We start from the raw sequence: 25,228 nt of genomic DNA, 5'->3' as shown, positions 1-25,228 counted from the left end.
CATGATGGCGAGTCTAAGTATATGAGGAGGTGCAAGTATGTACGCAATTATTGAAACAGGTGGAAAACAAGTTAAAGTTGAAGCAGGCCAAGAGATCTATGTTGAGAAATTAGCAGGTGAAGTTGGTGATGTGGTGACATTTGACAAGGTTATTTTTGTTGGTGGTGACGCTGTTAAAGTTGGAGCTCCATTCGTGGACGGTGCAACAGTTACAGCAAAAGTTGAAAAACAAGGTCGCGCTAAGAAATTGACTGTTTTCAAATATAAGCCTAAAAAGAACTATCACAAAAAACAAGGTCATCGTCAACCTTATACGAAATTAACGATTGATGCAATCAACGCTTAATTTGTAAAGGGGATGATACGTATGATTCATGTAGATTTTATTCGGCATGAGGAACGAGTCGTTGCTTTTGAGATGGATGGACATGCTAATTTTGCCGAACAAGGTGCAGATTTGGTATGTGCAGGAGCTACATCGATTGCTTTTGGTATGGTAAATGCGATTAGTGAAAGAATGGGAGTCGAACCTGTGATGGAAGAAGATGATGGTTATCTTTACTATTCCGTTCCTGAGAACATAGAAGCTGATGATGCTGTTCAAATATTGCTGGAAGGCATGGAGCATCAATTGATATCTTTAGCGTATAGCTATCCTGATTATATTATGATTAACTCCAAAAAGTAGGAGGTGGAATTTTCATGTTAAAATTTGATATTCAACATTTTGCCCATAAAAAAGGCGGTGGTTCTACATCCAATGGACGTGACTCCGAGTCGAAACGCTTAGGTGCTAAACGCGCTGATGGCCAATTCGTGACTGGTGGGTCTATCCTTTACCGTCAACGTGGAACAAAGATTTATCCTGGAACTAACGTTGGACGCGGTGGCGATGATACTCTTTTCGCTAAAGCGGACGGCATTGTACGTTTTGAGCGTATGGGTCGCGACAAGAAAAAAAGTTAGTGTCTATCCAGTAGCACAAGAAGCATAAGAATTTTAAGAGCTCCCTTTTTTGAGGGAGTTTTTTATTTGTAGTTATTGGCATAAAGAGTTGACTTAGCTGTCAAAACGATATTTTTACTATCTTTTTTGAAAAACTATGTTTACGTGTCCAATTTCTTAGGGTATAGTCCATAGACAAGTGCAATAAAGCACAAACAATCTTACGGGGCGAATGTGTTGACAGCGTTTTCTTGATATGGTTTAATGGCTTTAAGTTAATATTTTGTCAGGAGAAGAGATGACAATCAAAACGTCTATAAGTCTGCTTTTATGCGGTGCTTAGTTTTGGTTGTCATTCTTTTTTTGAAATAAATGAAGACAGGTTTGCGGTCGATAAGTAACAAGGGGCGCGTTATGTTGTGGCGTCTAGACCAAAAAACCAAAAGGAGTGGGAATAAATGGACACGAGTATTGGGACACAGTTTTTAGGAGAGTTATTGGGTACAATGATCCTAGTTTTATTTGGTGGAGGCGTAGTTGCTGGCGTTTCACTGAAAGGATCAAAAGCTGAGGCTGGTGGTTGGGTTGTCATCACTTTAGCTTGGGGATTAGCGGTTACAATGGGTGTCTATGTGTCTGGTTACATGAGTTTGGCGCATTTGAATCCAGCGGTTACAGTTGCAATGGCTCTAGCAGGTAAATTTCCTTGGGCAGATGTCATTCCATACATATCTGCGCAATTTATTGGTGCATTTATTGGTGCGACGCTTGTTTGGCTTCATTATTATCCACATTGGGCAAAAACAGAGGATAAACCTACAAAATTAGGGGTGTTCTCCACGGCACCAGCGATACGTCATTATACATCAAATTTTTTCGGTGAGGCGTTAGGGACGTTCATTTTAATTTTTGGATTGCTTTCGATTGGTGCCAATAGTTTCTCTGATGGCTTGAATCCACTAGTTGTTGGTGGACTTATCGTGGTGATTGGGATGTCGCTTGGTGGGACAACGGGGTATGCGATTAATCCAGCCCGTGACCTCGGACCTCGGATTGCGCATTTTGTTTGGCCTATTGCTGGGAAAGGTGATTCTGATTGGAAATATTCTTGGGTTCCTGTGTTAGGGCCGGTTGTTGGCGGTGCGCTTGGTGGACTTGGTTATAATGCGATTGTTAATGAAGACTTCGGGATTTGGCTGTGGGTATTTGTAGCAGTTTTCCTTGTTATTTTACTTTTCACTATGCAACTTGATAAAAAGCAAAAAGCGTGACAAAATTAGAAAAAATGACATACTTATTTTGAAGGGGGAATTTTAGATGGAGAAGAAATATATTTTAGCATTAGATCAAGGTACTACGAGTTCAAGAGCGATGATAGTGGATGAAACGGGCGAAATTATCGGTGTGGAGCAGAAAGAATTTGAGCAGATATTTCCAAAGCCAGGTTGGGTGGAGCATAATGCGAATGAAATCTGGGCATCGATTTTAGCGGTTATCGCGGGTGTGTTACTGAAAACGAATATTTCATCGAAGGAAATCGCTGGTATCGGGATTACGAATCAGCGTGAAACAACGGTTGTCTGGGATAAGGAAACAGGAAATCCGGTTTATAATGCGATTGTTTGGCAGTCTCGTCAAACGGCCGATATTTGTAATCAACTAAAAGAGGACGGTTACAATGATATCGTTCGTGACAAAACAGGATTGTTGATTGATGCCTATTTTGCAGGGACGAAAGCTCGTTGGATTTTAGATCATGTGGATGGTGCGCAAGAACGTGCAGAGAATGGTGAGCTGTTATTCGGAACGATTGATACGTGGTTGGTTTGGAAATTAACTGGTGGTAATGCGCATGTGACGGATTATTCGAATGCTTCGCGGACTTTGCTGTATAATATTTATGATTTGCAGTGGGACGATGAGTTGCTTAAGATGTTGAATATTCCAAAAGCTATGCTCCCAGAAGTTCGTCAATCTTCGGAAGTTTATGGCACAACGGTACCATATCACTTCTTTGGCGAAGAGGTTCCGGTTGCTGGAATTGCTGGTGACCAACAAGCGGCATTATTTGGACAAGGTTGCTTTGAAAAAGGCGAGGCTAAAAATACGTATGGTACAGGTTGCTTCTTGTTAATGAACACGGGTGACAAGGCAGTTAAGTCGGATACGGGGTTGTTGACAACGCTGGCGTGGGGGCTTGATGGGAAAGTAGAATATGCATTAGAAGGCAGTATTTTCGTTGCGGGTTCGGCGATTCAATGGCTGCGTGATGGCATGCGGATGCTACGTCATTCAGGTGATTCGGAAAATTACGCATCTCGAATTGAGTCGTCTGACGGTGTTTATGTAGTGCCTGCATTCGTTGGTTTGGGTGCGCCATATTGGGATTCTGATGTTCGTGGTGCGGTATTTGGCTTGACCCGTGGAACAGAAAAAGAGCAATTCATTCGCGCGACATTAGAATCATTGGCGTACCAAACAAAAGATGTGCTAGATGCGATGGAAAAAGATTCTGGTATTGAGCTGAAAGTACTGCACGTGGATGGCGGAGCTTGTGCTAATGATTTCTTGATGCAATTCCAAGCAGATATTTTGGATGTACCAGTTGAGCGTCCAGAAAATCGTGAAACAACTGTACTCGGTGCCGCGTTCTTAGCAGGCCTCGCTGTGGGCGTTTGGAAAGACAAGACTGAGATTAAAAAACATTGGAAGCTAGATAAGGAATTTGAAGTGAAGATGAAAGAAGAAGAGCGCACTACATTATACGGCGGTTGGAAGAAAGCTGTAAAAGCAGCACAAGCGTTTAAATAAGAAAAGCTGTAAGTGTTAGATAGCGCTTTACATGATGTAACGCATGGATTACATGCTCACTTTGTTCTCATGCATATTGAGGTTCTAAATCAGCGAACTACGCTTCTTAAGAACCACAACAAAGCTGAAAAAGAGTTTAAACCAGTTAGTTCTAAGGTTTAGACTCTTTTTAGCATTTGAAAACCCCTCCAATGTAAAATTTTTTCGAAAAAGGATGACTATACAAGTAAAGTTAGTTATAATGAAGAGATGATATAAAATTGGACGGGAGAATGATTATGTTTATAGATCAGGTTAAGATATATGTAAGAGCCGGTGACGGAGGCGATGGAATGGTTGCATTTCGTCGGGAAAAGTTTGTTCCAAATGGCGGGCCAGCTGGTGGCGATGGTGGTAATGGTGGCGATGTTGTTTTTGAGGTAGACGAGGGTTTACGTACGTTGATTGACTTTCGTTATCAGCGCCGTTTTAAAGCGGAGCGTGGTGAGCATGGCATGAGCAAAAGTATGCATGGACGTGGCGCGGATGATTTAATTATTAAAGTCCCACAAGGAACAGTCGTATCCGATATTGATACTGGTGAGGTTATCGCCGATTTAGTTGCACACGGTCAACAAGCTGTTATTGCAAAAGCTGGGCGTGGCGGGCGTGGGAATAAACGTTTTGCGACTTCGGCTAACCCAGCGCCGGAGTTATCGGAAAATGGTGAACCAGGGCAAGAACGATCGATTCAGTTGGAATTGAAAGTGTTGGCAGATGTTGGTTTAGTTGGCTTCCCAAGTGTAGGTAAATCGACGTTGCTATCTGTCGTTTCTGCGGCTCGTCCGAAAATAGCGGCATATCATTTTACAACAATTGTGCCGAATTTAGGAATGGTGGATACTGGCGATGGTCGTAGTTTTGTTATGGCGGATTTACCAGGTTTAATTGAGGGGGCTAGCCAAGGTGTTGGACTCGGACACCAGTTCTTACGCCACATTGAGCGAACGCGTGTTATTGTTCATGTGATTGATATGTCAGCTTCTGAAGGTCGTGATCCATACGAAGATTATTTGGCGATTAATAGCGAATTAGAGCAATATAATTTGCGTTTGATGGAGCGCCCACAAATCATTGTTGCGAATAAGATGGATGTGGAAGGCGCTGACGAGCAGTTAGAAATTTTTAAAGGAAAATTGAAGGAAGAGGTTCCAATTTTCCCGATTTCTGCGGTGACAAAATCTGGTTTGAATCCGTTATTGCTTACAATTGCAGATAAACTGGAAACGACAGCCGAATTTCCACTTGATGAGTTGCTTGAGAAGGAAGAAGAGGAAACAGTGCTTTATAAATATCAAGCGGAGGCGCCTGATTTTGAAATTACACGTGATCCAGACGGGGTTTATGTGCTAAGTGGTGAGAAGCTAGAGCGGTTATTTGCCATGACTAATTTTGAGCGCGATGCTTCAATCCAACGATTCTCTCGTCAGCTACGTGCGATGGGTGTCGATGATGCGCTTCGTAAACGTGGTGCGAAAGACGGCGAAACGGTTCGTCTGTTTGACTTCGAATTTGAATTCATCGATTAATAAAGGGAGGCATTTTTATGAAGGTTGGTTATTTGGGGCCGGTTGCGACGTTTACGCATTCTGCTGCGGTTAGTGCTTTCCCGAATGGAGAGGCAATCGCTTATGCAACGATTCCGGACTGTATCATGGCGATTGAAAAAGGAAATGTGGATGTAGCAGTCGTTCCGATTGAAAATACGCTTGAGGGAACGGTTAATATTACGCTAGATTACCTATTCCATATTTCGAGCGTGCCAATTGTAGCGGAGATTGTCGTTCCGATTGCGCAACATCTCATGGTCCACCCAAATAATAAAGAAACTTGGCATTCTGTGCAAAAGGTGATGTCACATCCTCAGGCAATTGCGCAATGTCATACGTTTTTACAAACCGAGTTGTACGGAGTGGAGCGAGAGACGACTCCTTCTACGGCTTACGCGGCAGAATGGGTGAGCAAGCATCCGGATGAGCTTGTAGCGGCTATCGCGCCTTATATGGCTGCTAATCAATATGGACTTACAATCGTTCAGGAAAATGCGCAGGATATCGAGTTGAATCAAACGCGATTCGTTGTTTTAAGTCGAAATCCTGTGAGTATTGCCTTACCGGATCGTGAAGAAGAGAAAACTTCGGTCAGTGTTATTCTACCAAATAATATGCCGGGAGCGCTTCATAAAGTGTTAGCAACATTCGCTTGGCGTAACATTGATATGAGTAAAATTGAATCCCGACCATTAAAAACGTCACTTGGTGAGTATTTCTTCTTAATTGATTTGCTTTCTGATGGTGAGGCGAAATTAGTCCAAAATGCTTTGGAGGAAATTGCTTTACTTGGTGGAAAGACCCGGACATTGGGAACATATCATGTATATAGGCTACCTGTAAAAGTAAAATAAAAATTAGAATCACGTCGAACCGCACAAATGGGCTTGGTGTGATTTTTGTGTATATCGTTTTCATTGAAGTTTCATGCGAACTAGGCTAGATTTTTAAGCAAAATCTTTAAGTGAGTGTAATAGTTCATGGCGATTCAAAGTGGAAAAATATTCAGGGCGAAAAAATACACAAGATTCCAAACGAGCCAAAGTTTTTCAGAAGTTGGTAAAGGAAATTTTTGTGGCGACGAATGGTGGCACAGATGTAGATACGAATGCGTCGTTGTGGCTTGTAGTCTATAGGGCTAAGGCTGTTAATATGCCAAATGATAACATTAAACGAGCGATTGATAAAGCAGCTGGGAATAAAAGTGGCGGGCATTATGATGAGATTACGTACGAGAGTTACGGACCTGGTGGTATTGCGGTGTTGGTACATGTGTTAACGGATAACCGGAATCGTATCTGGGCGAATGTGCGTGTGGCATTTAATAAGAATGGTGGTAACTTTGGTGAGACGGGAAGTGTTGCCTATATGTTTGATTGCAAAGGGTATATTGTGATTGAGCGTGAAGGTTTGGAGGTAGACGAAGACACGTTTATGCTGGAGGCAATAGAGGCTGGTACGGATGGCGTGATTGTCAGTGACGAAGCTTGAGATTTATACGGAACCTGCGGCTTTTACGGGTGTCAAAGATGCGCTCAGTATCGTGGGCTATGAGTTTGTGACGGCTGAGTTGTCGATGATTCCTCAAGTAGTGAATTGAGTTGTCGGATGATAAAAAAGAGCAGGTTGAGCGAATGATTGATGCGTTAGAGGGATGATGTGCAGGAAGTTTACACAAATGCTGATTTACTTTGAGTGGCTTTACAGAGTCAGGATATTAGTGTAACCTTATTTTATAGTTATGACGTTTTAAATTTGTAAATAAGAAGGAGAACTTAATGAATAGAACAGCAGAATTTGTGTTAGGATTAGTTGGTGGGATTACTGGTGTGATTGCATCGATTACAGCAACTATATTTGGTTTTTTTTATAATCGGAGTTGCGGCTATTGTGCCAGAAGACACTTTTCAAGGGCTTTTCAGTGTTGGTATGATGGCAGCTGGTGTGCTCGTGTTTTTCATGTCTGTATTTGCGATTGTTGCAGCGTGTTTGATTAAAGCTAACCCTAAGCTTTGGGGTATTATGTTAATTATTGTTGGTGGCGTGGGCTTTATCCTCATTCAATTGCTGTGGATTGTTCCAGGCGTGTTACTGCTAATTTCAGGTATTATGTGCGTATCGCGTAAACCACCATATGAAGATTTTTAATTGGATGGAAGGCGGAACAAAACATATTTCTAACCAAAAATAAGCAAGATATCACGACTCCCTTTTTTTTCGGGTAAGACGTAAATCTTGCTTGGCACAAATCGAGCGAAAGCGTTTGTATTCAAGGGGATTTAAAAAGGGATTGCATGTTCGCTTTGCTCACAGGCATATTGGGGCTGTAACTCATTTTATTCGAACAGTCCCAACAAAGCGGAGCATACTGGTGTATGTGATGACTGAAAACAGGGAGAGGGTCTCATCCTCGACCATGTAAGAAGTTATGCGTAGCGCCAGCGTAGAAGAACCGTAGAAAAGAACAGCATTCTTGTTCACAAATCTGGAAGGACCGCCTATGAGCATTGCTCATAGGCATATTGGGGCTGTAACTCATCACCTATTCGAACAATCCCAACAATGCGAGCGCTTGAGAGCCGATTTATTTGGGTTATGGTCTAGCCCCCTTTTTGTGTCAAAATTGTAAGGTAGATGTCATCTGAATCGCAGGAAAATCCTTTATTTTGTTGGTAGAATAGTTTTATAAATTAGATGAATGGAGGGAATGAAGATGAAAAAATTAGTTGTTACGGGTGCAGTATTAGGATCATTATTATTAGGTTTGAGTGGGTATTTTGTATATCAATTGCAGGATGTAGTTATCGGAGCGGGAGCAACGCAAGTGGATATGTTGCAAGCTGTACAAAAATAGTGGAATTGATTACTTTCATTTCATCTTGTTTCTGTGTAAAATGGGAACAAGAATTGTGTTAGGAAGGAATGATTGGGATGAAGCCAAGAAAAGTGATGATTATTGGTGCTGGGAATGTTGGATCAGCTGCGGCACACGCTTTTGTGAATCAAAATATTTGTGAGGAATTGGTGCTTGTTGATTTAAATACGGAGCGTGTAGAAGGCCATCGCAAGGATTTAGCAGATGCGGCGGCTTTTACGCATGGTATGATGAAGATTAGTGTCCGTGAGGCAAAAGAGTGTCAGGACATTGATATCGCAGTGATAACAGTGACAGCTGGGGCGCTGAAAGAAGGTCAAACGCGTCTGGATGAGCTAAAAAGTACCTCACGGATTATCGCGAATATCATTCCAGAAATGATGGCGAACGGTTTTGAGGGGATTTTCTTAGTAGCAGCGAATCCAGTTGATATTATTACGTATCAGGTGTGGCAACTTTCTGGATTGCCGCGTCATCGGGTGATTGGTACAGGTGTTTGGCTTGATACGACAAGGTTGCGTCGGTTGCTATCAGAGCAGCTAGATGTAGCACCGCAAAGTATTGATGCTTTTGTACTTGGAGAACATGGCGATTCGCAGTTTCCGGTTTGGTCACATTCGTCGGTTTATGGCAAGTCAATTAACGCCTATAGTAAAGAGAAATTTGGCACGGAATTCAATTTGAAAGAAATTGGTGATCGGGCAAGAGATACTGGTTTTGAGATATATCATCAAAAAGGATGCACGGAATATGGCATTGCAGGAACCATTGTGGAGATTTGTCGCAATATTTTTAGCGGAAGTCATCGCGCTTTAGCGGTTTCTTGCGTTTTAGATGGGGAATATGGTAAACATGGTATCGCAATCGGTGTTCCCGCTGTTTTGGCGCAGGATGGCGTGAAGGAAATTATTGAATTGTCATTAAATGAGCTGGAACAAGGGCAATTTGACGCATCCGCTACGTTGATTGCAGAGAATATTACGCATTTAGGATAAAAATAGCTTATATGTATCTTTCTCTAAAACTTAGGAGAGATCATATAAGCTTTTTCATTTATTTTAATTACTCTAGCTTTTGGGGAACTCAAAAATCAGGAAAGCTGTTTTTTATAGTACAAATGTTCTTTTTTATGCTATCATGGAGGGAGTGAATTTATTTTTAGATGGAGGGGCATTTTCTTTGTATGAATATATTAAAGGTACAGTGACGGATATTTCTCCGGAGTATATTGTGATTGAGACGGGTCATATTGGCTATCAAATTATTACTGGGAATCCTTTTTCTTTCTCAAGTTTGGAAGGGAAGGAAACCAAGGTTTATTTATATCAGCATGTGCGTGAGGATAATATTTCGTTGTTTGGTTTTCAGACGTCAGAAGAGCGCTATTTATTTAAAAAAATTGCTTGGCGTGTCTGGAATTGGACCGAAAAGTGCATTGGCGATTATTGCTGCGGGTGACCCTGTGCCGCTTATTTCAGCGATTGAGGCGGAAGATGATGTTTATTTGACCAAGTTCCCTAGTGTTGGGAAGAAGACGGCGCGTCAGATTATTCTGGACTTAAAAGGAAAACTTGCCGATGTAGCAGCAGATCAAATTACGGTTCAGAAGGCGACGAAGGATATTTCTGATGGATTGCCGCCAGCGCTTGAGGAGGCTGTTTTGGCACTTGAAGCGCTTGGTTACAGTACGAGGGAGCTGAAAAAAGTGTTGCCGAAATTGGAAAAAGAAGTGTTGACGAGCAATGATTACATTAAATTGGCGCTACAGCTCATGACGAAGTAAGGAAGGGGAATGTGATATGGAAGACCGCATCATTTCTGGTGAGAATGTAAGTCAAGAGGAAATTTCCTTCGAGAAAAGTCTTCGCCCACAGACCTTGGCGCAATATATTGGGCAAGAAAAAGTGAAGCATAATTTAGCAGTTTTTATTGAGGCGGCGAAACAGCGGGAAGAGGCGCTGGATCATGTCCTTTTGTACGGACCACCAGGGCTTGGCAAGACGACGTTGGCAATGGTGATTGCAAATGAAATGGGGACGGCAATGCGGACGACGAGTGGCCCCGCGATTGAGCGCCCTGGGGACTTAGCGACGATTTTGACAACGCTTGAGCCAGGAGATGTGTTATTTATTGATGAGATTCATCGATTGAACCGTTCGATTGAAGAAATTTTGTACCCGGCGATGGAAGATTATTGTTTGGATATTGTGATTGGAACTGGTCCTACGGCACGTTCGGTGCGGCTGGATTTACCACCTTTTACGTTGATTGGAGCGACGACGCGTGCGGGGCAATTATCGGCACCTTTACGTGATCGCTTTGGCGTGATTGATCATTTGGAATTTTATTCGGAAGAGCAGTTGACGGAGATTGTGACACGGACGGCGGATATTCTGGACACGGAAGTGGAGAAGTATGGAGCAGTTGAGATTGCAAGACGTTCACGGGGGACCCCTCGGATTGCGAATCGGCTATTGAAACGGGTGCGTGATTTTGCACAAGTTCGTAGTGATGGTTTGGTGACGGAGAGTTTGGCGCGCGAAGCATTGACGCTTTTGCAAGTAGATCCGCGAGGCTTAGATACAATTGATCAGCGGTTGCTTGCAACTATTATTGGCTCGTTTCGTGGTGGGCCAGTTGGTTTGGATACGATTGCAGCGAGCATTGGTGAAGAGCGTGAAACAATTGAGGATATGCAGGAGCCATATTTGTTACAGATTGGCTTTTTGCAGCGTACACCACGGGGAAGACTGGTGACGGACGCTGCTTACGAGCATTTAGGTTTAACGAAAAGTGAATGAAAAGGTGTGTCGGAATGAGAGTAGAGGATTTTGATTTTGAATTACCAGAGGAATTAATCGCGCAGACGCCATTGCTTGATCGGACGTCAAGTCGCTTGATGCTATTGAATAAGGAAACAGGGGCTATAGAGGACAAACATTTTCCAGCTATTTTGGAGCATTTGCATGCGGGTGATGCGCTAGTTTTGAACGATACGCGTGTATTACCAGCAAGACTTCATGGGGAAAAGGCGGAAACGGGTGCACATATTGAAGTTTTGTTGTTAAAACAGACAGAAGGCGATGCGTGGGAAACGCTTGTGAAGCCAGCAAAGCGGATTCGAAAAGGGATGCGTATTCAGTTTGGTGATGGTGAACTTTCAGCGGTCTGCTTGGAAGAACTAGAGCATGGCGGTCGCATTTTGCAGTTTGAATATAGCGGTATTTTTTATGAGATATTGGAGCGTTTAGGCGAAATGCCTTTGCCACCATATATTAAAGAGCAGTTAGCGGATCAGGACAGGTATCAAACTGTTTTTGCGCGTGAAAATGGTTCGGCAGCAGCGCCAACAGCTGGATTACACTTCACACAAGATTTGCTGGAACAGGTTCGCAAAAAAGGCGTGAAAGTTGTGTTTTTGACGCTTCACGTTGGGCTGGGAACGTTTCGACCTGTAGATGCTGAGGATACAGCGAATCATAAAATGCACTCGGAATTTTACCGTCTGACAGCGGAGGCAGCACACGAATTACAAGACGTCAAAGCATCTGGTGGCAAAATTGTTGCGGTTGGGACGACTTCCATTCGAACGCTGGAAACGATTGCGACGAAATTTGATGGGAAACTGCAAGAAGATAGTGGCTGGACGGAAATATTTATATCGCCGGGCTACACATTTAAAGCGGTCGATGCGCTGATTACGAATTTTCATTTGCCGAAATCAACACTGATTATGCTTGTAAGTGCACTTTCGGATCGAGAAAAAATTATGGTTGCCTATGAACATGCGGTTGCGCAGGAATATCGCTTCTTTAGTTTTGGTGATGCGATGTTTATTTATGCTTAATTTAACTTTTTGCTAGAAAAGGCTTGTTTTTCGGTGCTTTTTTAGATATGCTAAGGTTTGGATATAACAAATAGAAAGAGGTAGAAAATGGCTGCGATTACCTATGAACTAATAAAAACAGATAAGCAAACTGGTGCCCGTCTAGGCAAAATTCATACGCCGCACGGTTCTTTTGACACGCCTATGTTTATGCCAGTGGGGACGCTCGCAACGGTTAAAACAATGTCTCCAGAAGAACTAAAAGCGATGGGTTCGGGTATTATTTTGAGCAATACGTATCATTTGTGGTTACGCCCGGGTGAGGATTTGATTGAAGAAGCTGGTGGTCTTCATAAATTTATGAACTGGAATCAGGCGATTTTGACGGACTCAGGTGGTTATCAAGTGTTTAGCTTGAGCGATATGCGTGATATCAAGGAAGAAGGCGTTCACTTTCGCAATCATTTAAATGGTGATAAATTGTTCCTTTCTCCTGAAAAAGCAATTCAAGTTCAAAACTCGCTTGGAGCAGATATTATGATGTCGTTTGATGAGTGCCCACCGTATCCAGCGACGCATGACTATATGAAGAAATCAATCGAACGAACGTCTCGTTGGGCTGAACGTGGTTTAAAAGCGCATGCGCGACCTCATGACCAAGGTCTTTTTGGAATTGTGCAAGGTGGTTCGTACAAAGATTTACGTGAGCAAAGTGCACGTGATTTGGTTTCGATGGATTTTCCAGGTTATTCAATAGGTGGGTTGTCGGTTGGTGAGCCAAAAGATATTATGAATGAAGTATTGGAGTACACAACGCCTCTTTTACCATCGGATAAACCACGTTATTTGATGGGAGTTGGTTCACCTGATGCACTCATTGATGGGGTCATTCGTGGTGTTGACATGTTTGATTGCGTACTTCCAACGCGCATAGCGAGAAATGGGACATGCATGACAAGTAAAGGTCGTTTGGTCGTTCGAAATGCCAAGTTTGCGCGAGATTTTCGCCCAATTGATGAGAATTGTGATTGTTACACATGTCAAAATTACTCGCGTGCCTATATTCGTCACTTAATTCGTTGTGATGAAACGTTTGGAATTCGACTAACTACTTATCATAATCTACATTTTCTGTTACACTTAATGGAGCAAGTTCGTGGCGCTATTATGAATGATCGGCTTGCTGATTTCCGGGAAGAATTTTTTGAGCAGTATGGCCTCAATGGTCCGAATGCGAAAAATTTCTAATATAGAATACAAATGAAAGGAGCTGAATAAAGACATGGCAATGTTAATACCGTTACTACTAATGATCGTATTGTTCTACTTCTTGCTTATTCGTCCGCAACAAAAGCGTCAAAAAGAAGTAAACGCGATGCAAAGCGGTCTATCTAAAGGTGATAAAATCATTACTATCGGAGGATTGCACGGAACAGTTGTAGCAATTGAAGATGGGAATGTTGTACTTGATTGTGCGGGTAGCCAACTAACATTTGATCGTAATGCAGTTCGTACTGTTTTAGCGAAATCAGATGCAGTTGAGGAAGAAGTAGTGGAAGCAGAAGTTGAAGAAGTAACAACGGACGTAGAAGCTGAGAAAAAATAAGTTTTCTTTTTTTGAAAAAAACAAGCCGTGGATGAGAGTCCTTGAAGTGGCTTGTTTTTTCTTTTAGATAAGTGGGTATATAGGAATATCGCCAAGTGCAAAAATGATTTTTCACTAAAATACGTGCTTTTTTTGAACCGGTTGTAAAGAAAGATTATCTTTTTCGAAGATTATGCTTCCCATTTACTTCATAATTAGATAAAATGAATCTATGTTGTTTGAAAAAGAAGGTGTGAGAATGAGAATGGGATCCGACAAAGAATGGTACGACCAGTTGGAAACGGCAATTTTAATTCGTGTGGAAGACTTTAGACTTATGGGTTACCGCGAAATTGAAGCAGAACATATTTGGTCTTTTTTGGTTGAAGTTGTTTGGAAGGATCAAGGCGACCCGCGTTTGCATCAACGCATTCACGACATTTTACAAATGAAGATAGCATCATTAATGGACTTTATAACATTGGGGCCACCAGAGGAAGTGGCGAAGGAAGAGGTTTTGCCACAACCAACAGATGGTCAAGAGTAGCATTCTACATAGCGTAATGGCGCCTACAAAGGTGTCTGTTGTTAGTAGATGAGGGAGGAATTAGAAAGAAATGATAAAGAAAAGTAAGATAATTACATTTTTCCTGATCGTAGCAATTATTTTTGGAACAGTTATTTTCACTATGAAACCTGTTCTTGATAAAATTAATCTCGGTCTAGATTTGCAAGGTGGCTTCGAGGTTTTATATCAAGTTAAACCTGCTGACGGGAAAAGCAAAGTAACAGATGACGTGATGAAAGAGACTGTGGCAACACTTGATCAGCGTATTAACGCGTTAGGTGTTAATGAGCCAATAATTACTATCGAAAGTGGTCACCGTATTCGTGTTCAACTCGCGGGTGTCACTGATCAAAATGAGGCACGTAAAATCCTTTCCACACAAGCAGTTTTATCGTTCCGTGATGCTAACGATAAGCTGATGATGGATGGTAGTGACCTTGTACCAGGTAGCGCTAAAGCTGTCACAAATGATAAAAATCAAGCAATTGTTACGCTAGAACTTAAGAGTAAGGATAAATTTGCTAACGTAACAAAAACAATTGCTGCTAAAGCTCCAGACAATCAATTAGTTATTTGGTTGGATTGGAAAGAGGGCTTGAAGTATAAGACAGAACGTGTGAAAGAAAATCCTGCATTTTTATCTGCTCCGAACGTAGATCGTGAGTTGGATACGAAGAAAGTCGAAATCTCTGGTAGCTTTACAATGGAGTCTGCGAAAGAATTAGCAAATCTATTGAACTCTGGTGCTCTTCCAGTTAAGCTAACAGAAGTTTATTCTACATCTGTTGGGGCGCAGTTTGGTCAAGATGCACTAGCAGAAACAATCTTAGCTGGTATAATAGGTGTTGCGGCAATCTTTATCTTCATGATGGCTGTATACCGTTTACCAGGTATTATCGCTTCTATTACGCTTGTAGCTTATACGTATATTGTATTGCTAGTTTTAGGATTATTGAATGCAACACTTACTTTACCAGGTATCGCTGGGTTAATTCTCGGTATCGGTATGGCAGTGGATGCGAATGTTATTACCTACGAGCGGATAAAGGAAGAACTCAAGGTTGGTAAATCTACAAAAACAGCATTCGATACAGGTGGGAAAGAGTCCTTCCGAGCGATTTTTGACGGGAATATTTCAACATTGATTGTTGCTGGAGTTCTTTTCTACTTTGGAACAAGCTCGATTAAAGGTTTTGCGACAGTTTTGATTATTAGTATCTTGGTAAGTTTCTTGACTGCTGTTTGGGGTTCAAGAGCACTTATGGGACTTCTAGTAAGTAGCAACGCGTTGAATAATAAACCAGGCTTATTTTCAGTTCGTCGTAAAGATATTCATGATTTACATGAAGGTAAACAAACATTCGACTTGAAAACGCATTTTGATAGATATGATTTTGTGAAACATCATCGTGCTTTCTTGACGACTTTTGCTGTTATTGTTGTTGCTGGTATTGTCATTTTATCAGTATTCAAGATGAATCTAGGTATTGATTTTGCAAGTGGTACGCGCGCAGAGGTAAGTTCGACAAGTGCGCTAACGGAGCAGCAAATTAGTAAAGACTTGAAAGAAATTAATATGCCTTCTGATGATATTACGTTCCAGAATAATAATAAGACGGCGGTTATTAGCTATAAAGGTGCGCTAACGCAAGATGAGGTTGCTAAGTTTAAAACGCACTTCACGAAAGCGTACGGTGAAGAGCCTAATATTAGTACGGTAACGCCAACTGTCGGGCAAGAACTTGCGAAAGACGGCCTGTGGGCGCTTGCTATTGCATCCTTGCTAATCGTTGTTTATATTGCCTTCCGATTCGAATTATCGATGGGTGTCGCGACAATTCTTTCGTTACTGTTTGACGCTTTTATGATTTTCATCTTCTTTAGTATTTTCCGACTTGAAGTTGATTTGACTTTTATTGCGGCAGTGTTGACTGTTATTGGTTATTCCATCAATGATACAATCGTTACAGCAGACAGGATTCGGGATGTTTCTTACAAAATGGGCCGTTTCAAAAAACCAGAGGATATTGCATTTGCAGTTAATCATGGTTTACGTCAAACGTTTATCCGTTCAATCAATACTATTTTGACAGTATTGTTCACGGTTATTGCTTTGATTATCTTTGGTAATGAATCTATCTTGAATTTCTCGATTGCGCTATTAGTTGGATTAGTATCCAGTGTGTTCTCATCCATCTTTATGGCTATGCAATTGTGGTATGTATTCAAGAAGCGTGAATTGAAGAAAAAAGGTGTTATCCAAACACAGAAGAAGAAAAAACGTTCAAGAACGGACCAGCCAGTCGTATAATCTGTGATAAGCGGATTTTCGGCAAGACTTACAACAATGTCTAATGCCGAATGTGTATCTTATCTGAGAAGTAAATTTCAGGTGAGGTAAGCATTCGGTTTTTTATGGAATATAAGGAGTACGATGGGAACATGATTTGGCAGATAGTTGTAATAGCGATCGGTGTCGGGCTTGTTGTGCTGGGGCTATTTTATTCGAAAGATTGGCATAACGGGTGGTTAGACGGTGGTGGGCCAAGCTTTGATGGATGGGATTCGTTTTTCTTTTCCATCATTGTTGGTGCGGTTATGCTGATATTGATGATTTTACCTTGGTATGTCATGAAATCGATTTTTATTACTGGTGGTTTGACGCTGATTTACTGCGCGATTTGGGTGTTTTCATTTTAGGAGGATTTTTTATGCATACAAAAAGGCATGTGAAGAAATAGGAAGATCGCTCGTCCTCAGATGATTTGAAAGAAATGAGGAGATTTTGATGGACAGAGAGATTTTATGCCGGGTATTGAAAAACGCAATGAAAGCACAGACGATTTTGTATATTTATAATGATACGACGAGTAAAGATGAGCGCTATGGTGGATTTGTGCAGTTGGTGACGAAGGATTATGTCGTTATGCGACTTGTTTCTTTGCAGGCTAGAGCTTCGGGGTATTTGATTGCTAGGCTTGATTTGATTTTTCGTGTCGATAACGGTGGACAGAGTGCTAGTCGAGCGGAGCAACTATATCAACTAAATCAGGAGCAGCACGGGGATTTTGCGGTAAGTACGTTTGGAAATTTGCTGGTAAATGTGCTGACGTTAGCGATGCATCAAAAATTGACGATTTCGGTGTACTTGGATCAGGATGATGAGCGTGAGTCATTGAATGGCTATGTGCGCCATATTGCGAATGAGCATATCGTAATGGATGATTTGGATGATAACGCGGAGTCTTATGGTGAGGTTCATTTTGAGCTGTCGGCGGTGATAGATATTAAGTTTGATTCGCGTGATTTGAAGAACTTGGCACTGCTTTATGAACAGCCTAAATGGGGTTAAACTCGTTATTATGCGGGTATTTTGATAGAGAATGAAGGAGGTTTTTAGGATGAAAGGACAATGGCAAGTGATTGTTGGAATCGTATTGGCAATTATTATTGCAATTTTTGCGATTGTGAATGTAGATTCTGTACAGGTAAGTTTCTTGTTTGCAAAAGTGGAGTGGCCACTTATTTTAGTGATTTTAGGCTCTGTATTGTTTGGCGGACTGATTTTCTTCTGCTTAAATATCGTTCGAGTGAATGCGATGAAAAAGCAGATTAAAACGCTAGAGAATGATAAAAAAGAATTAGAGCGTAAACTGGCTGCGGAAAAATCGCGTAAAGTGAAAGTTTCGGAAGTTGAAGTTCCAGAGAGCGCGCCAAAACCGACTGTTTGATGTATATTAAGAAGACCACCTAATCTTGGGTGGTTTTTTTTTATGTTTTTTGGGTATAATGAGTTAGGTTGAGGGGTGGTAAATCATGATTCATTCTAAATATAAATGGCAGATGGAAGCAGCGGATAATGTGGCGATGCAACAAGTGGCTGATGAACTGAAATGTTCGTTACCGATGGCGGAGTTATTTGCGCGCCGCAAAGTCACGACTGCTGGTCAATTAGATAAATTTTTAAATCCGGATAAGTACGAGGCATATGATCCGTTTCTGTTTGCGGAGATGGGCCTTGCTGTAGACCGTATTAAACAGGCAATCGATGCGAAGGAACAGATTCTTATTTATGGGGACTATGATGCGGATGGCGTGACGAGTGTGACTGTTTTGTTGAAAACGCTACGTCGACTTGGCGGGAATGTGGATTTCTATATTCCAAATAGGTTCTCGGAAGGCTATGGTCCGAATAAGGCTGCTTTTACGCAGGCAAAAGATTCAGGTGTTGATTTGCTGATTACGGTGGATAATGGGATTTCGGCACTGGATGTGATGGCGCATGCGAAGGCAATTGGACTGGATGTAATTGTGACCGATCACCATGAAGCAAAAGAAACGATGCCTGAGGCGGTTGCTGTGATTCATCCGCGCCATCCGGAGTCCAATTATCCCTTCCCTGATTTAGCGGGGGTTGGGGTCGCTTATAAGCTGGCTCATGCGTTGTTAGGTGAGGAGCCAGCAGAATTGCTAGATTTAGTAGCGATTGGGACGGTTGCAGATTTAGTTTCGTTGACGGATGAAAACCGATTATTTGTGCAAAAAGGACTGCGTATTTTGCGTGAAAATGCGAATTTGGGTGTGGCTGCTTTAGCAAAGTTGGCTAATGTGAAACTTTCTGAGGCGAATGAGGAGACTATTGGTTTCATAATTGCACCACGTCTGAATGCAGTCGGACGTTTGGGACCTGCTGATCCGGCAGCGGATTTGTTGTTAACCGAAGATCCCGAAGAGGCCGCATTTCTAGCAGAGGAAATCGATGATGCCAATAAGGAACGGCAGGCGATTGTAGCAAAGATTTCAGAAGAAGCGATTGCGATGATTGAGGCAGAATTTCTTGGTGAAGGAAATGAAGTGCTCGTTATTGGGAAGAATGGCTGGAATCCTGGCGTTGTTGGGATTGTGGCTTCGCGATTAGTGGATCGTTATGCACGACCGGTGATTGTACTGGGTATTGATGATGTGACTGGCGTTGCAAAAGGCTCGGGGAGGAGTATTGAGGCGTTTCATTTATATCAAGCGTTAGATGGGAATCAGGAGCTTTTAAAAGCGTTTGGCGGTCATCCTATGGCAGCTGGTATGACGCTCGATGTCGCGGATGTCGCGGCTTTGCGCTCGAATTTATCGCGTTTGGCTCGTGAAACGTTGTCGCCAGATGATTTTGTATCTATTTTGCGTGTGGAAGAAGCGATTCCAGTGGAGATGGTAACGATTGATTTCATCGCGCAGTTGAACAAATTGGCGCCGTTTGGTACGGATAATCCAAAACCAGTGTTTGCGCTAGAAGGCGTTCATTTGAGTGGCACGAAGCGGATTGGCGCGGACAAGAATCATCTGAAAACGGCTATTACGTCGGATTCTGGTGCTTCGATTGATGCGGTTGGATTTGGAACTGGCGAGCTTGTTGAGAAAATTTCTCCAATGGCAAAAGTGGATGTGGTTGGCGAATTATCAATTAATGAATGGAATAACATGCGTAAACCGCAACTTCGGATTGTTGATTTAAAAATAGGACATTGGCAGTTGTTCGATGTCAGAGGCCGCGCAGAATGGGACAAATTATTACAAACGGATGGTATGACGGACAAGGTGTTTGTGTGCTTTCAAAACGGAACGCGTGAGAAATTACTGGCGACAAATGCGAATCTTATTTGTACGCAAATTCAGTCGGTGGATGATTGTCTTGATGCGACGACAAAGGATTTGATTTTTGCAGATATGCCGGATGATGTAGGGTTATTGGAAAACTTAGTCATGAAAACGGAGGCAGATCGAATTTACTTACACGTGGAGGCTAAAAATGGGAATGCAATTGTCTCGATGCCTAGCCGTCAACATTTTGCACAACTGTATGCGGTGCTCAAGAAACATCAGCCTTTCCCGCTTGCTCAAAACATGTCACGTCTTTGTAAGCAGTTTAGTTGGACGGACGATCAAGTTGATTTTATGTCGCGCGTGTTTTTTGATCTAAATTTTGCTACAATGGAAGATGGCGTGATTAGATTGACAGAAGTTGGGGAAAAACGTAATTTGGAGGACTCGGAAGTTTATAAAGCTCGGGTATCCCAAATGGCGATGGAACAGAAATTACTCTACTCCAATTATAACGAACTGTATGATTGGATAGAGAAGCTGATGAATTCGAAGGGGAATTCAATTTTGGAGGAAACAATAAAATGAACTTAGAAGAATTAAGAAGTTATGTAGCGATTGTAAACGATTGGCCAAAAGAAGGTATTGTTTTTAAAGATATCACGCCGTTGATGAGTCATGGTGAGGCGTATAAATTTGCGACGGATCAAATTGTTGCATACGCAAAAAAAATGAATGTGGATGTTATTGTTGGACCAGAAGCGCGTGGTTTTATTATCGGATGTCCCGTTGCGTATTCATTGGGAATTGGCTTTGCGCCAGTTCGTAAACCGAATAAGCTACCTCGTGAAACGGTTGATATGGAGTACGATTTGGAGTATGGCACGAATAAACTGTCGATGCATAAAGATGCAATCAAGCCTGGACAACGCGTTCTTATCACAGATGATTTGTTAGCGACAGGTGGTACGATTGAAGCAACAATTAAGCTTGTTGAAGAACTTGGTGGCATTGTAGCTGGTTGTGCCTTTCTCATTGAATTAACAGAGCTTGAAGGTCATAAAAAATTAGAAGGTTACGACCGTCTGATTTTGATGAATTTCTAAAATGTTTGTCGGAAAACGTTTTTTCTGATTCTAGCAACAAAATTACTTTATGAGTCGTGTAAAACATGCTATAATATCAAATAAGAATAATTTTAAAAAGCACTCATTCGTGAGTGCTTTTACATACTTATAGCTAGCGTGGATGAAAAGGGTGTGGGGACTATGGCTAAAGAACAAAAATTTAACAGCGGATCAAGTAATTGAAATGGCTTCTCATTATATGAATGAGGAGCATCTTGCGCTTGTCAAAAAAGCTTGTGACTATGCGCGTGAGGCGCACAAGGATCAATTCCGCAAATCGGGAGAACCTTATTTTATTCATCCTATTCAGGTCGCAGGAATATTAGTGGAGCTAGAGATGGATCCAGCTACCGTTGCTTCTGGTTTTTTGCATGATGTTGTTGAAGACACGTCGATTACTTTGCAAGATTTAGAAGAGGCGTTTAGCCCAGAAGTTGCAATGATTGTGGATGGTGTAACGAAGCTCGGGAAAATTAAATATAAATCGCATGAGGAGCAACAGGCAGAGAATCACCGCAAAATGTTTATCGCTATGGCACAAGATATTCGCGTGATGCTCGTGAAATTGGCAGATCGATTGCATAATATGCGCACGTTAAAGCATCTTCCTGTCGAGAAACAGCGCCGTATTGCTAATGAGACGTTAGAAATTTTTGCGCCGATTGCTCATCGTTTGGGGATTTCTCGCGTAAAATGGGAATTAGAGGATACCGCTTTACGTTATTTGAATCCGCAACAATATTATCGTATTGTACATTTGATGAAGCAGAAGCGGGAAGAGCGTGAGCGTTATTTGCGTGATGTGATTGATGGTGTGAATGAGAATCTGGATGAATTGCATATTAAGGCAGATATCACTGGTCGTCCGAAACATATTTATTCCATTTATCGCAAAATGTCAGAGCAACACAAGCAATTTAACGAAATTTACGATTTACTAGCGGTTCGTATTTTGGTTGATAGCATAAAGGATTGTTATGCTGTTTTGGGTGTTATTCATACACGTTGGAAACCAATGCCGGGACGCTTTAAAGATTATATTGCGATGCCGAAGTCCAATATGTATCAGTCGCTTCATACGACGGTGATTGGCCCGCAAGGTGAACCGTTAGAAGTGCAAATTAGGACACTTGAAATGCACCAAATCGCGGAATATGGGGTTGCGGCACATTGGGCTTACAAAGAAGGAAAAGTCATCAATTCGAAAACGTCCTTTGACAATAAAATGAGCTGGTTCCGTGAAATCATTGAATACCAGAATGAGTCAGAGAACGCTGAAGAATTTATGGAATCGTTAAAACTTGATTTATTTACCGATGTTGTCTATGTCTTTACTCCAAAAGGAGATGTTTTCGAGCTACCAAATGGTTCTGTACCACTTGATTTTGCTTACCGGATTCATACCGAGATTGGTAACAAGACGATTGGTGCCAAAATCAACGGCAAGATTGTTACGCTTGATTATAAATTAAAAACAGGCGATATCATTGAAATTTTGACATCAAAACATTCGTATGGACCAAGTCGTGATTGGTTGAAACTGGTGCAGACATCGCAAGCGAAAAACAAGATTCGTCAGTTCTTCAAACGTCAAGCGAAGGAAGAAAACGTTGAAAAAGGTCGCGATATGGTAGAGAAGGAATTGCGTCAGCTTGATTTTGAGCCTAAGAAAGTGATGACGACAGAGAATATTAATAAACTTGCCGAACGTTTGAATTTTAGTCATGAAGATGATTTATTTGCAGCGGTTGGTTATAACGGAATTACGGCGCTTCAGGTGGCGAACCGTTTAACAGAGAAGGAACGCCGTGAGCGGGAACTTGAGGAGCAAACAGAGAAGTTATTAAATAAAGTGGAGGCAAAAGCGAAAAACCCGGCGGATAGTAATAATGAGAGACTTAAAATCAAACATAACGCTGGTGTTGTCGTGCAAGGTGTTGGCAACCTGCTCATTCGTTTATCGCGCTGTTGTAATCCGGTACCAGGAGATGAAATTGTTGGTTACATTACGAAGGGGCGTGGCATTTCGATTCATCGCAAAGATTGCCCGAATGTGACAGGTCCAGATACTGAACGATTGATTGATGTTGAGTGGGAAGACGCGGATATGACTGCTAAAACCGATTACAACGTTGATATCGAGGTGTTTGGCTATAATCGCAATGGTATGCTAAATGATATTTTACAAGTCGTAAACAGTCTGACAAGCAATATTAATGGTGTTAACGCAAAAGTAGATAATAACAAAATGGCGACGCTCGTATTAACGCTTCAAATTCATAATATTAATCATCTGCAACGGGTTGTCGACAAAATCAAGCAAGTTCCTGATGTCTATACAGTTAGACGTTTAATGAATTAAGACTGACTGGGGGATTTTAGAATGCGGGTTGTGGCGCAACGTTGCTATGAAGCAAGTGTGACGATTGATAATGAAATTGTAGGGGAAATTGCTGGCGGGCTTTGCCTGCTGGTTGGTTTCACACATGATGATACGGAAGAAGACGTGAAGTATATTGTGAAGAAGATTCTTGGACTGCGTATTTTTGAAGATGATACAGACAAAATGAATTTATCGATTCAAGATTTTGGCGGTGCAATTCTTAGTGTTTCGCAATTCACGCTATATGCAGATGTGAAGAAGGGGAGGCGACCTAGTTTTACGAATTCAGCGTCTCCTGATGTAGCGTCAGATTTGTATGACTTGTTTAATAAATTGCTTGGGGCTGAGGGAATCGTTGTTGAGACTGGGGTTTTTGGGGCAATGATGGATGTTAGTATTGTGAATCATGGTCCGGTGACGATTATTTTAGATTCGCTGGAGTTACTAGGAAAATAGTAAGTATTAAAAAATGCTAAGGCAAAGCTTGGAAGCTTGTCTTAGCATTTTTTAGTACCTAGTTTTTAAAATATCCGCTTAGTCCGTCGAATATTGCGTTGGCCACGTCGTCTCGGAAGCTACTGGAGTTCATTTTCTGTTCGTCAATGCTTGAGCTTAAATATCCTAGCTCCAGTAATACGGATGGCTGTGTGTTTTCGCGTAGTACGTAGAAATCACCTGAGCGTGTACCTCGGTTCTTGCTTGTTAAGTTACTTGCTAGGCTTTCGTTAATACTTTCTGCCAAGCTTTGGTCTTTGTTTTTGTAGTAATAAGTTGTTTGTCCATTGACACTTGCGTCGCTTGCATCTTCTACGGAGTCAAAATGAAGTGAAATGAAGGCATCGGCATTATGTTTCTCTGCTTTTCTGGCGCGATCTTTTAGAGATACATATTCATCACTATCTCTCGTTAAAATCACTTTCGCACCGCTTTGTTCTAGACGTGCGGCTACGGCTTTGGCTGTTTTCAAGGTTGCTTTCTTTTCAACGGTACCGTTCTGTCCTTGAGCGCCAGGATCGTTACCTCCGTGACCAGGGTCAATAACAATTGTTGCTTCGGCCAGTGATGTTGTTTTAGATTTTGGCGCACTCTTGGTTTTGGAAGTAGAGACATCGACAACCCAGTTGGCTACGTAACCTTGCTTACCTGATGATGTTGTGATTTGATACCAATCGCCTTGAACACCATCGATATTATAGACGGTTCCAGCGTCGGCGGTTTCAATCGTATCGTTATTTCGACCAGGTCCAGAACGGATATTTGTGCCATTAGACCGTATTGTAACGGTTTGTAGATGATTTTTGGATTCTTTTGTCGCAGATTCCTGCATCTTAATATACGATGAATTAACCCATGCGGTTTGACCTTGATATTGAATTTGTGTCCAGCCATTTGATTGACTTGTGACAGTAATTTGATCGCCACCTTTTAGAGTTCCAAGGACAGTGGCATTGGTGGAAGGTTTACTCCGCACATTTAAGCCACCATCGCTTGTGACGGTAGCGAGACTGTTACTAGATGCACTGACATCGACATTTTGCACGAGCCAACTTGCAACGTAACCGCTCTGCCCGTTTTCAAGGCGAACTTTATACCACTTATTTTCTTCATCAATAACATTTAGAATTTCGTTTTTTCTTACTTGAGATGTGACGTCGAATGCGAGTCCTGGTCCGCTTCTGACGTTTAAAACTTCCGCTTTTACTTGTACCGTGTTCGCATTTGCCATCGCAATTGTAGACAAAATGCCGGCTCCGATAAGCAAGAACGAGAGCACGGTTATAAACAGGAACTTATTTTTCATCAATGTGCACCACCTATACCCCTAAAAAATATCTACCTATAAAAAGATTATCATAAAACAAGCCATTATGAAACATTAAACCTATATTTTCGCGATTATTTTTCAAAACATTATTGACTTTTGAGG

General features: G+C 41.8%; 25 protein-coding genes, 2 pseudogenes and 1 other annotated feature (1 of these 28 cut by a window edge). Of the genes and pseudogenes, 26 read left to right on the top strand and 1 reads right to left on the bottom strand.

What is annotated here, in order from left to right:
• Positions 1-25, top strand: a sequence feature (ribosomal protein L21 leader region) (it extends 53 nt beyond the left edge of the window).
• A 12-nt stretch (positions 26-37) separates the two neighbouring features.
• From rplU to dtd, 26 genes and pseudogenes are all read left to right on the top strand, one after another.
• Positions 38-346, top strand: a complete 309-nt coding sequence (rplU, locus tag PROCOU_RS02005; protein ID WP_036069332.1) for a 50S ribosomal protein L21 — start codon at positions 38-40, stop codon at positions 344-346.
• Positions 347-367: 21 nt separating this feature from the next.
• Positions 368-688, top strand: a complete 321-nt coding sequence (locus tag PROCOU_RS02000; RefSeq protein ID WP_036069330.1) for a ribosomal-processing cysteine protease Prp — start codon at positions 368-370, stop codon at positions 686-688.
• Between the two features lie 14 nt (positions 689-702).
• Positions 703-994 (top strand): annotated as a pseudogene (gene rpmA / locus PROCOU_RS01995) (50S ribosomal protein L27).
• 409 nt (positions 995-1,403) lie between these two features.
• Positions 1,404-2,216 (top strand): MIP/aquaporin family protein, encoded by an 813-nt coding sequence (locus PROCOU_RS01990; RefSeq protein WP_036069329.1) that lies wholly within the window; start codon positions 1,404-1,406, stop codon positions 2,214-2,216.
• Positions 2,217-2,262: 46 nt separating this feature from the next.
• On the top strand, positions 2,263-3,756 hold the full coding sequence (gene glpK, locus PROCOU_RS01985; protein ID WP_036069328.1) for a glycerol kinase GlpK: 1,494 nt from the start codon (positions 2,263-2,265) through the stop codon (positions 3,754-3,756).
• Between the two features lie 278 nt (positions 3,757-4,034).
• The gene (gene obgE, locus PROCOU_RS01980) at positions 4,035-5,324 is read left to right on the top strand and encodes a GTPase ObgE (RefSeq protein WP_036069327.1); all 1,290 of its coding nucleotides are present in this window, start codon (positions 4,035-4,037) and stop codon (positions 5,322-5,324) included.
• A gap of 17 nt (positions 5,325-5,341) precedes the next feature.
• Positions 5,342-6,199 carry a prephenate dehydratase gene (gene pheA, locus PROCOU_RS01975; protein ID WP_036069326.1) on the top strand — a complete coding sequence of 286 codons (858 nt, stop codon included), beginning with the start codon at positions 5,342-5,344 and terminating at the stop codon, positions 6,197-6,199.
• Positions 6,200-6,318: 119 nt separating this feature from the next.
• Positions 6,319-7,040, top strand: a pseudogene (locus PROCOU_RS01970) (YebC/PmpR family DNA-binding transcriptional regulator).
• 195 nt (positions 7,041-7,235) lie between these two features.
• Positions 7,236-7,493: a DUF4064 domain-containing protein gene (locus PROCOU_RS01965; RefSeq protein ID WP_159101172.1), complete on the top strand. Its 258-nt coding sequence runs from the start codon at positions 7,236-7,238 to the stop codon at positions 7,491-7,493.
• A 565-nt stretch (positions 7,494-8,058) separates the two neighbouring features.
• Positions 8,059-8,199 carry a hypothetical protein gene (locus PROCOU_RS17665; RefSeq protein ID WP_159101171.1) on the top strand — a complete coding sequence of 47 codons (141 nt, stop codon included), beginning with the start codon at positions 8,059-8,061 and terminating at the stop codon, positions 8,197-8,199.
• Positions 8,200-8,276: 77 nt separating this feature from the next.
• Positions 8,277-9,215, top strand: a complete 939-nt coding sequence (locus PROCOU_RS01960; RefSeq protein ID WP_036069325.1) for an L-lactate dehydrogenase — start codon at positions 8,277-8,279, stop codon at positions 9,213-9,215.
• Positions 9,216-9,366: 151 nt separating this feature from the next.
• On the top strand, positions 9,367-9,678 hold the full coding sequence (locus PROCOU_RS19010; RefSeq protein WP_341871240.1) for an OB-fold domain-containing protein: 312 nt from the start codon (positions 9,367-9,369) through the stop codon (positions 9,676-9,678).
• The gene (ruvA, locus tag PROCOU_RS01955) at positions 9,578-10,003 is read left to right on the top strand and encodes a Holliday junction branch migration protein RuvA (protein ID WP_341871239.1); all 426 of its coding nucleotides are present in this window, start codon (positions 9,578-9,580) and stop codon (positions 10,001-10,003) included. Before PROCOU_RS19010 ends, ruvA begins: the two co-directional genes overlap by 101 nt.
• A 16-nt stretch (positions 10,004-10,019) precedes the next feature.
• Positions 10,020-11,021, top strand: a complete 1,002-nt coding sequence (gene ruvB / locus PROCOU_RS01950) for a Holliday junction branch migration DNA helicase RuvB (RefSeq protein WP_036069324.1) — start codon at positions 10,020-10,022, stop codon at positions 11,019-11,021.
• 14 nt (positions 11,022-11,035) lie between these two features.
• Complete coding sequence (queA, locus tag PROCOU_RS01945) at positions 11,036-12,067, top strand: tRNA preQ1(34) S-adenosylmethionine ribosyltransferase-isomerase QueA (RefSeq protein WP_036069323.1); 1,032 nt, start codon at positions 11,036-11,038, stop codon at positions 12,065-12,067.
• A gap of 87 nt (positions 12,068-12,154) precedes the next feature.
• Positions 12,155-13,294, top strand: a complete 1,140-nt coding sequence (gene tgt, locus PROCOU_RS01940) for a tRNA guanosine(34) transglycosylase Tgt (RefSeq protein WP_036069322.1) — start codon at positions 12,155-12,157, stop codon at positions 13,292-13,294.
• 34 nt (positions 13,295-13,328) lie between these two features.
• Complete coding sequence (gene yajC, locus PROCOU_RS01935; RefSeq protein WP_036069321.1) at positions 13,329-13,652, top strand: preprotein translocase subunit YajC; 324 nt, start codon at positions 13,329-13,331, stop codon at positions 13,650-13,652.
• A 238-nt stretch (positions 13,653-13,890) separates the two neighbouring features.
• Positions 13,891-14,178: a post-transcriptional regulator gene (locus PROCOU_RS01930; protein WP_051994093.1), complete on the top strand. Its 288-nt coding sequence runs from the start codon at positions 13,891-13,893 to the stop codon at positions 14,176-14,178.
• A gap of 70 nt (positions 14,179-14,248) precedes the next feature.
• Positions 14,249-16,510 (top strand): protein translocase subunit SecDF, encoded by a 2,262-nt coding sequence (secDF, locus tag PROCOU_RS01925; protein WP_036069320.1) that lies wholly within the window; start codon positions 14,249-14,251, stop codon positions 16,508-16,510.
• A 131-nt stretch (positions 16,511-16,641) separates the two neighbouring features.
• Positions 16,642-16,899, top strand: coding sequence for a hypothetical protein (locus PROCOU_RS01920; RefSeq protein WP_036069317.1), 258 nt, complete (start codon positions 16,642-16,644; stop codon positions 16,897-16,899).
• A gap of 88 nt (positions 16,900-16,987) precedes the next feature.
• A complete protein-coding gene (locus PROCOU_RS01915) occupies positions 16,988-17,551 on the top strand; it encodes a hypothetical protein (RefSeq protein ID WP_036069315.1) in 564 nt (187 codons plus the stop codon).
• Between the two features lie 49 nt (positions 17,552-17,600).
• The gene (locus PROCOU_RS01910; RefSeq protein WP_036069313.1) at positions 17,601-17,930 is read left to right on the top strand and encodes a LapA family protein; all 330 of its coding nucleotides are present in this window, start codon (positions 17,601-17,603) and stop codon (positions 17,928-17,930) included.
• A gap of 85 nt (positions 17,931-18,015) precedes the next feature.
• Complete coding sequence (recJ, locus tag PROCOU_RS01905; protein WP_036069310.1) at positions 18,016-20,379, top strand: single-stranded-DNA-specific exonuclease RecJ; 2,364 nt, start codon at positions 18,016-18,018, stop codon at positions 20,377-20,379.
• Entirely contained in the window at positions 20,376-20,897 is a 522-nt protein-coding gene (locus tag PROCOU_RS01900; protein ID WP_036069309.1) for an adenine phosphoribosyltransferase, read from the top strand. Before recJ ends, PROCOU_RS01900 begins: the two co-directional genes overlap by 4 nt.
• 205 nt (positions 20,898-21,102) lie before the next feature.
• Positions 21,103-23,280, top strand: coding sequence for a RelA/SpoT family protein (locus PROCOU_RS01895; protein WP_244266207.1), 2,178 nt, complete (start codon positions 21,103-21,105; stop codon positions 23,278-23,280).
• A 21-nt stretch (positions 23,281-23,301) separates the two neighbouring features.
• A complete protein-coding gene (gene dtd, locus PROCOU_RS01890) occupies positions 23,302-23,757 on the top strand; it encodes a D-aminoacyl-tRNA deacylase (RefSeq protein ID WP_036069306.1) in 456 nt (151 codons plus the stop codon).
• Positions 23,758-23,815: 58 nt separating this feature from the next.
• Here dtd and PROCOU_RS01885 read toward each other — a convergent pair whose 3' ends face one another.
• On the bottom strand, positions 23,816-25,102 hold the full coding sequence (locus PROCOU_RS01885) for an N-acetylmuramoyl-L-alanine amidase family protein (protein ID WP_036069305.1): 1,287 nt from the start codon (positions 25,100-25,102) through the stop codon (positions 23,816-23,818).
• Between the last annotated feature and the right edge of the window lie 126 nt (positions 25,103-25,228).

The sequence above is a fragment of the Listeria rocourtiae FSL F6-920 genome, from assembly GCF_000525975.1.
GTDB classification, from domain to species: Bacteria; Bacillota; Bacilli; order Lactobacillales; family Listeriaceae; genus Listeria_A; species Listeria_A rocourtiae.
This window is presented reverse-complemented; position numbering and strand designations above follow the sequence as displayed.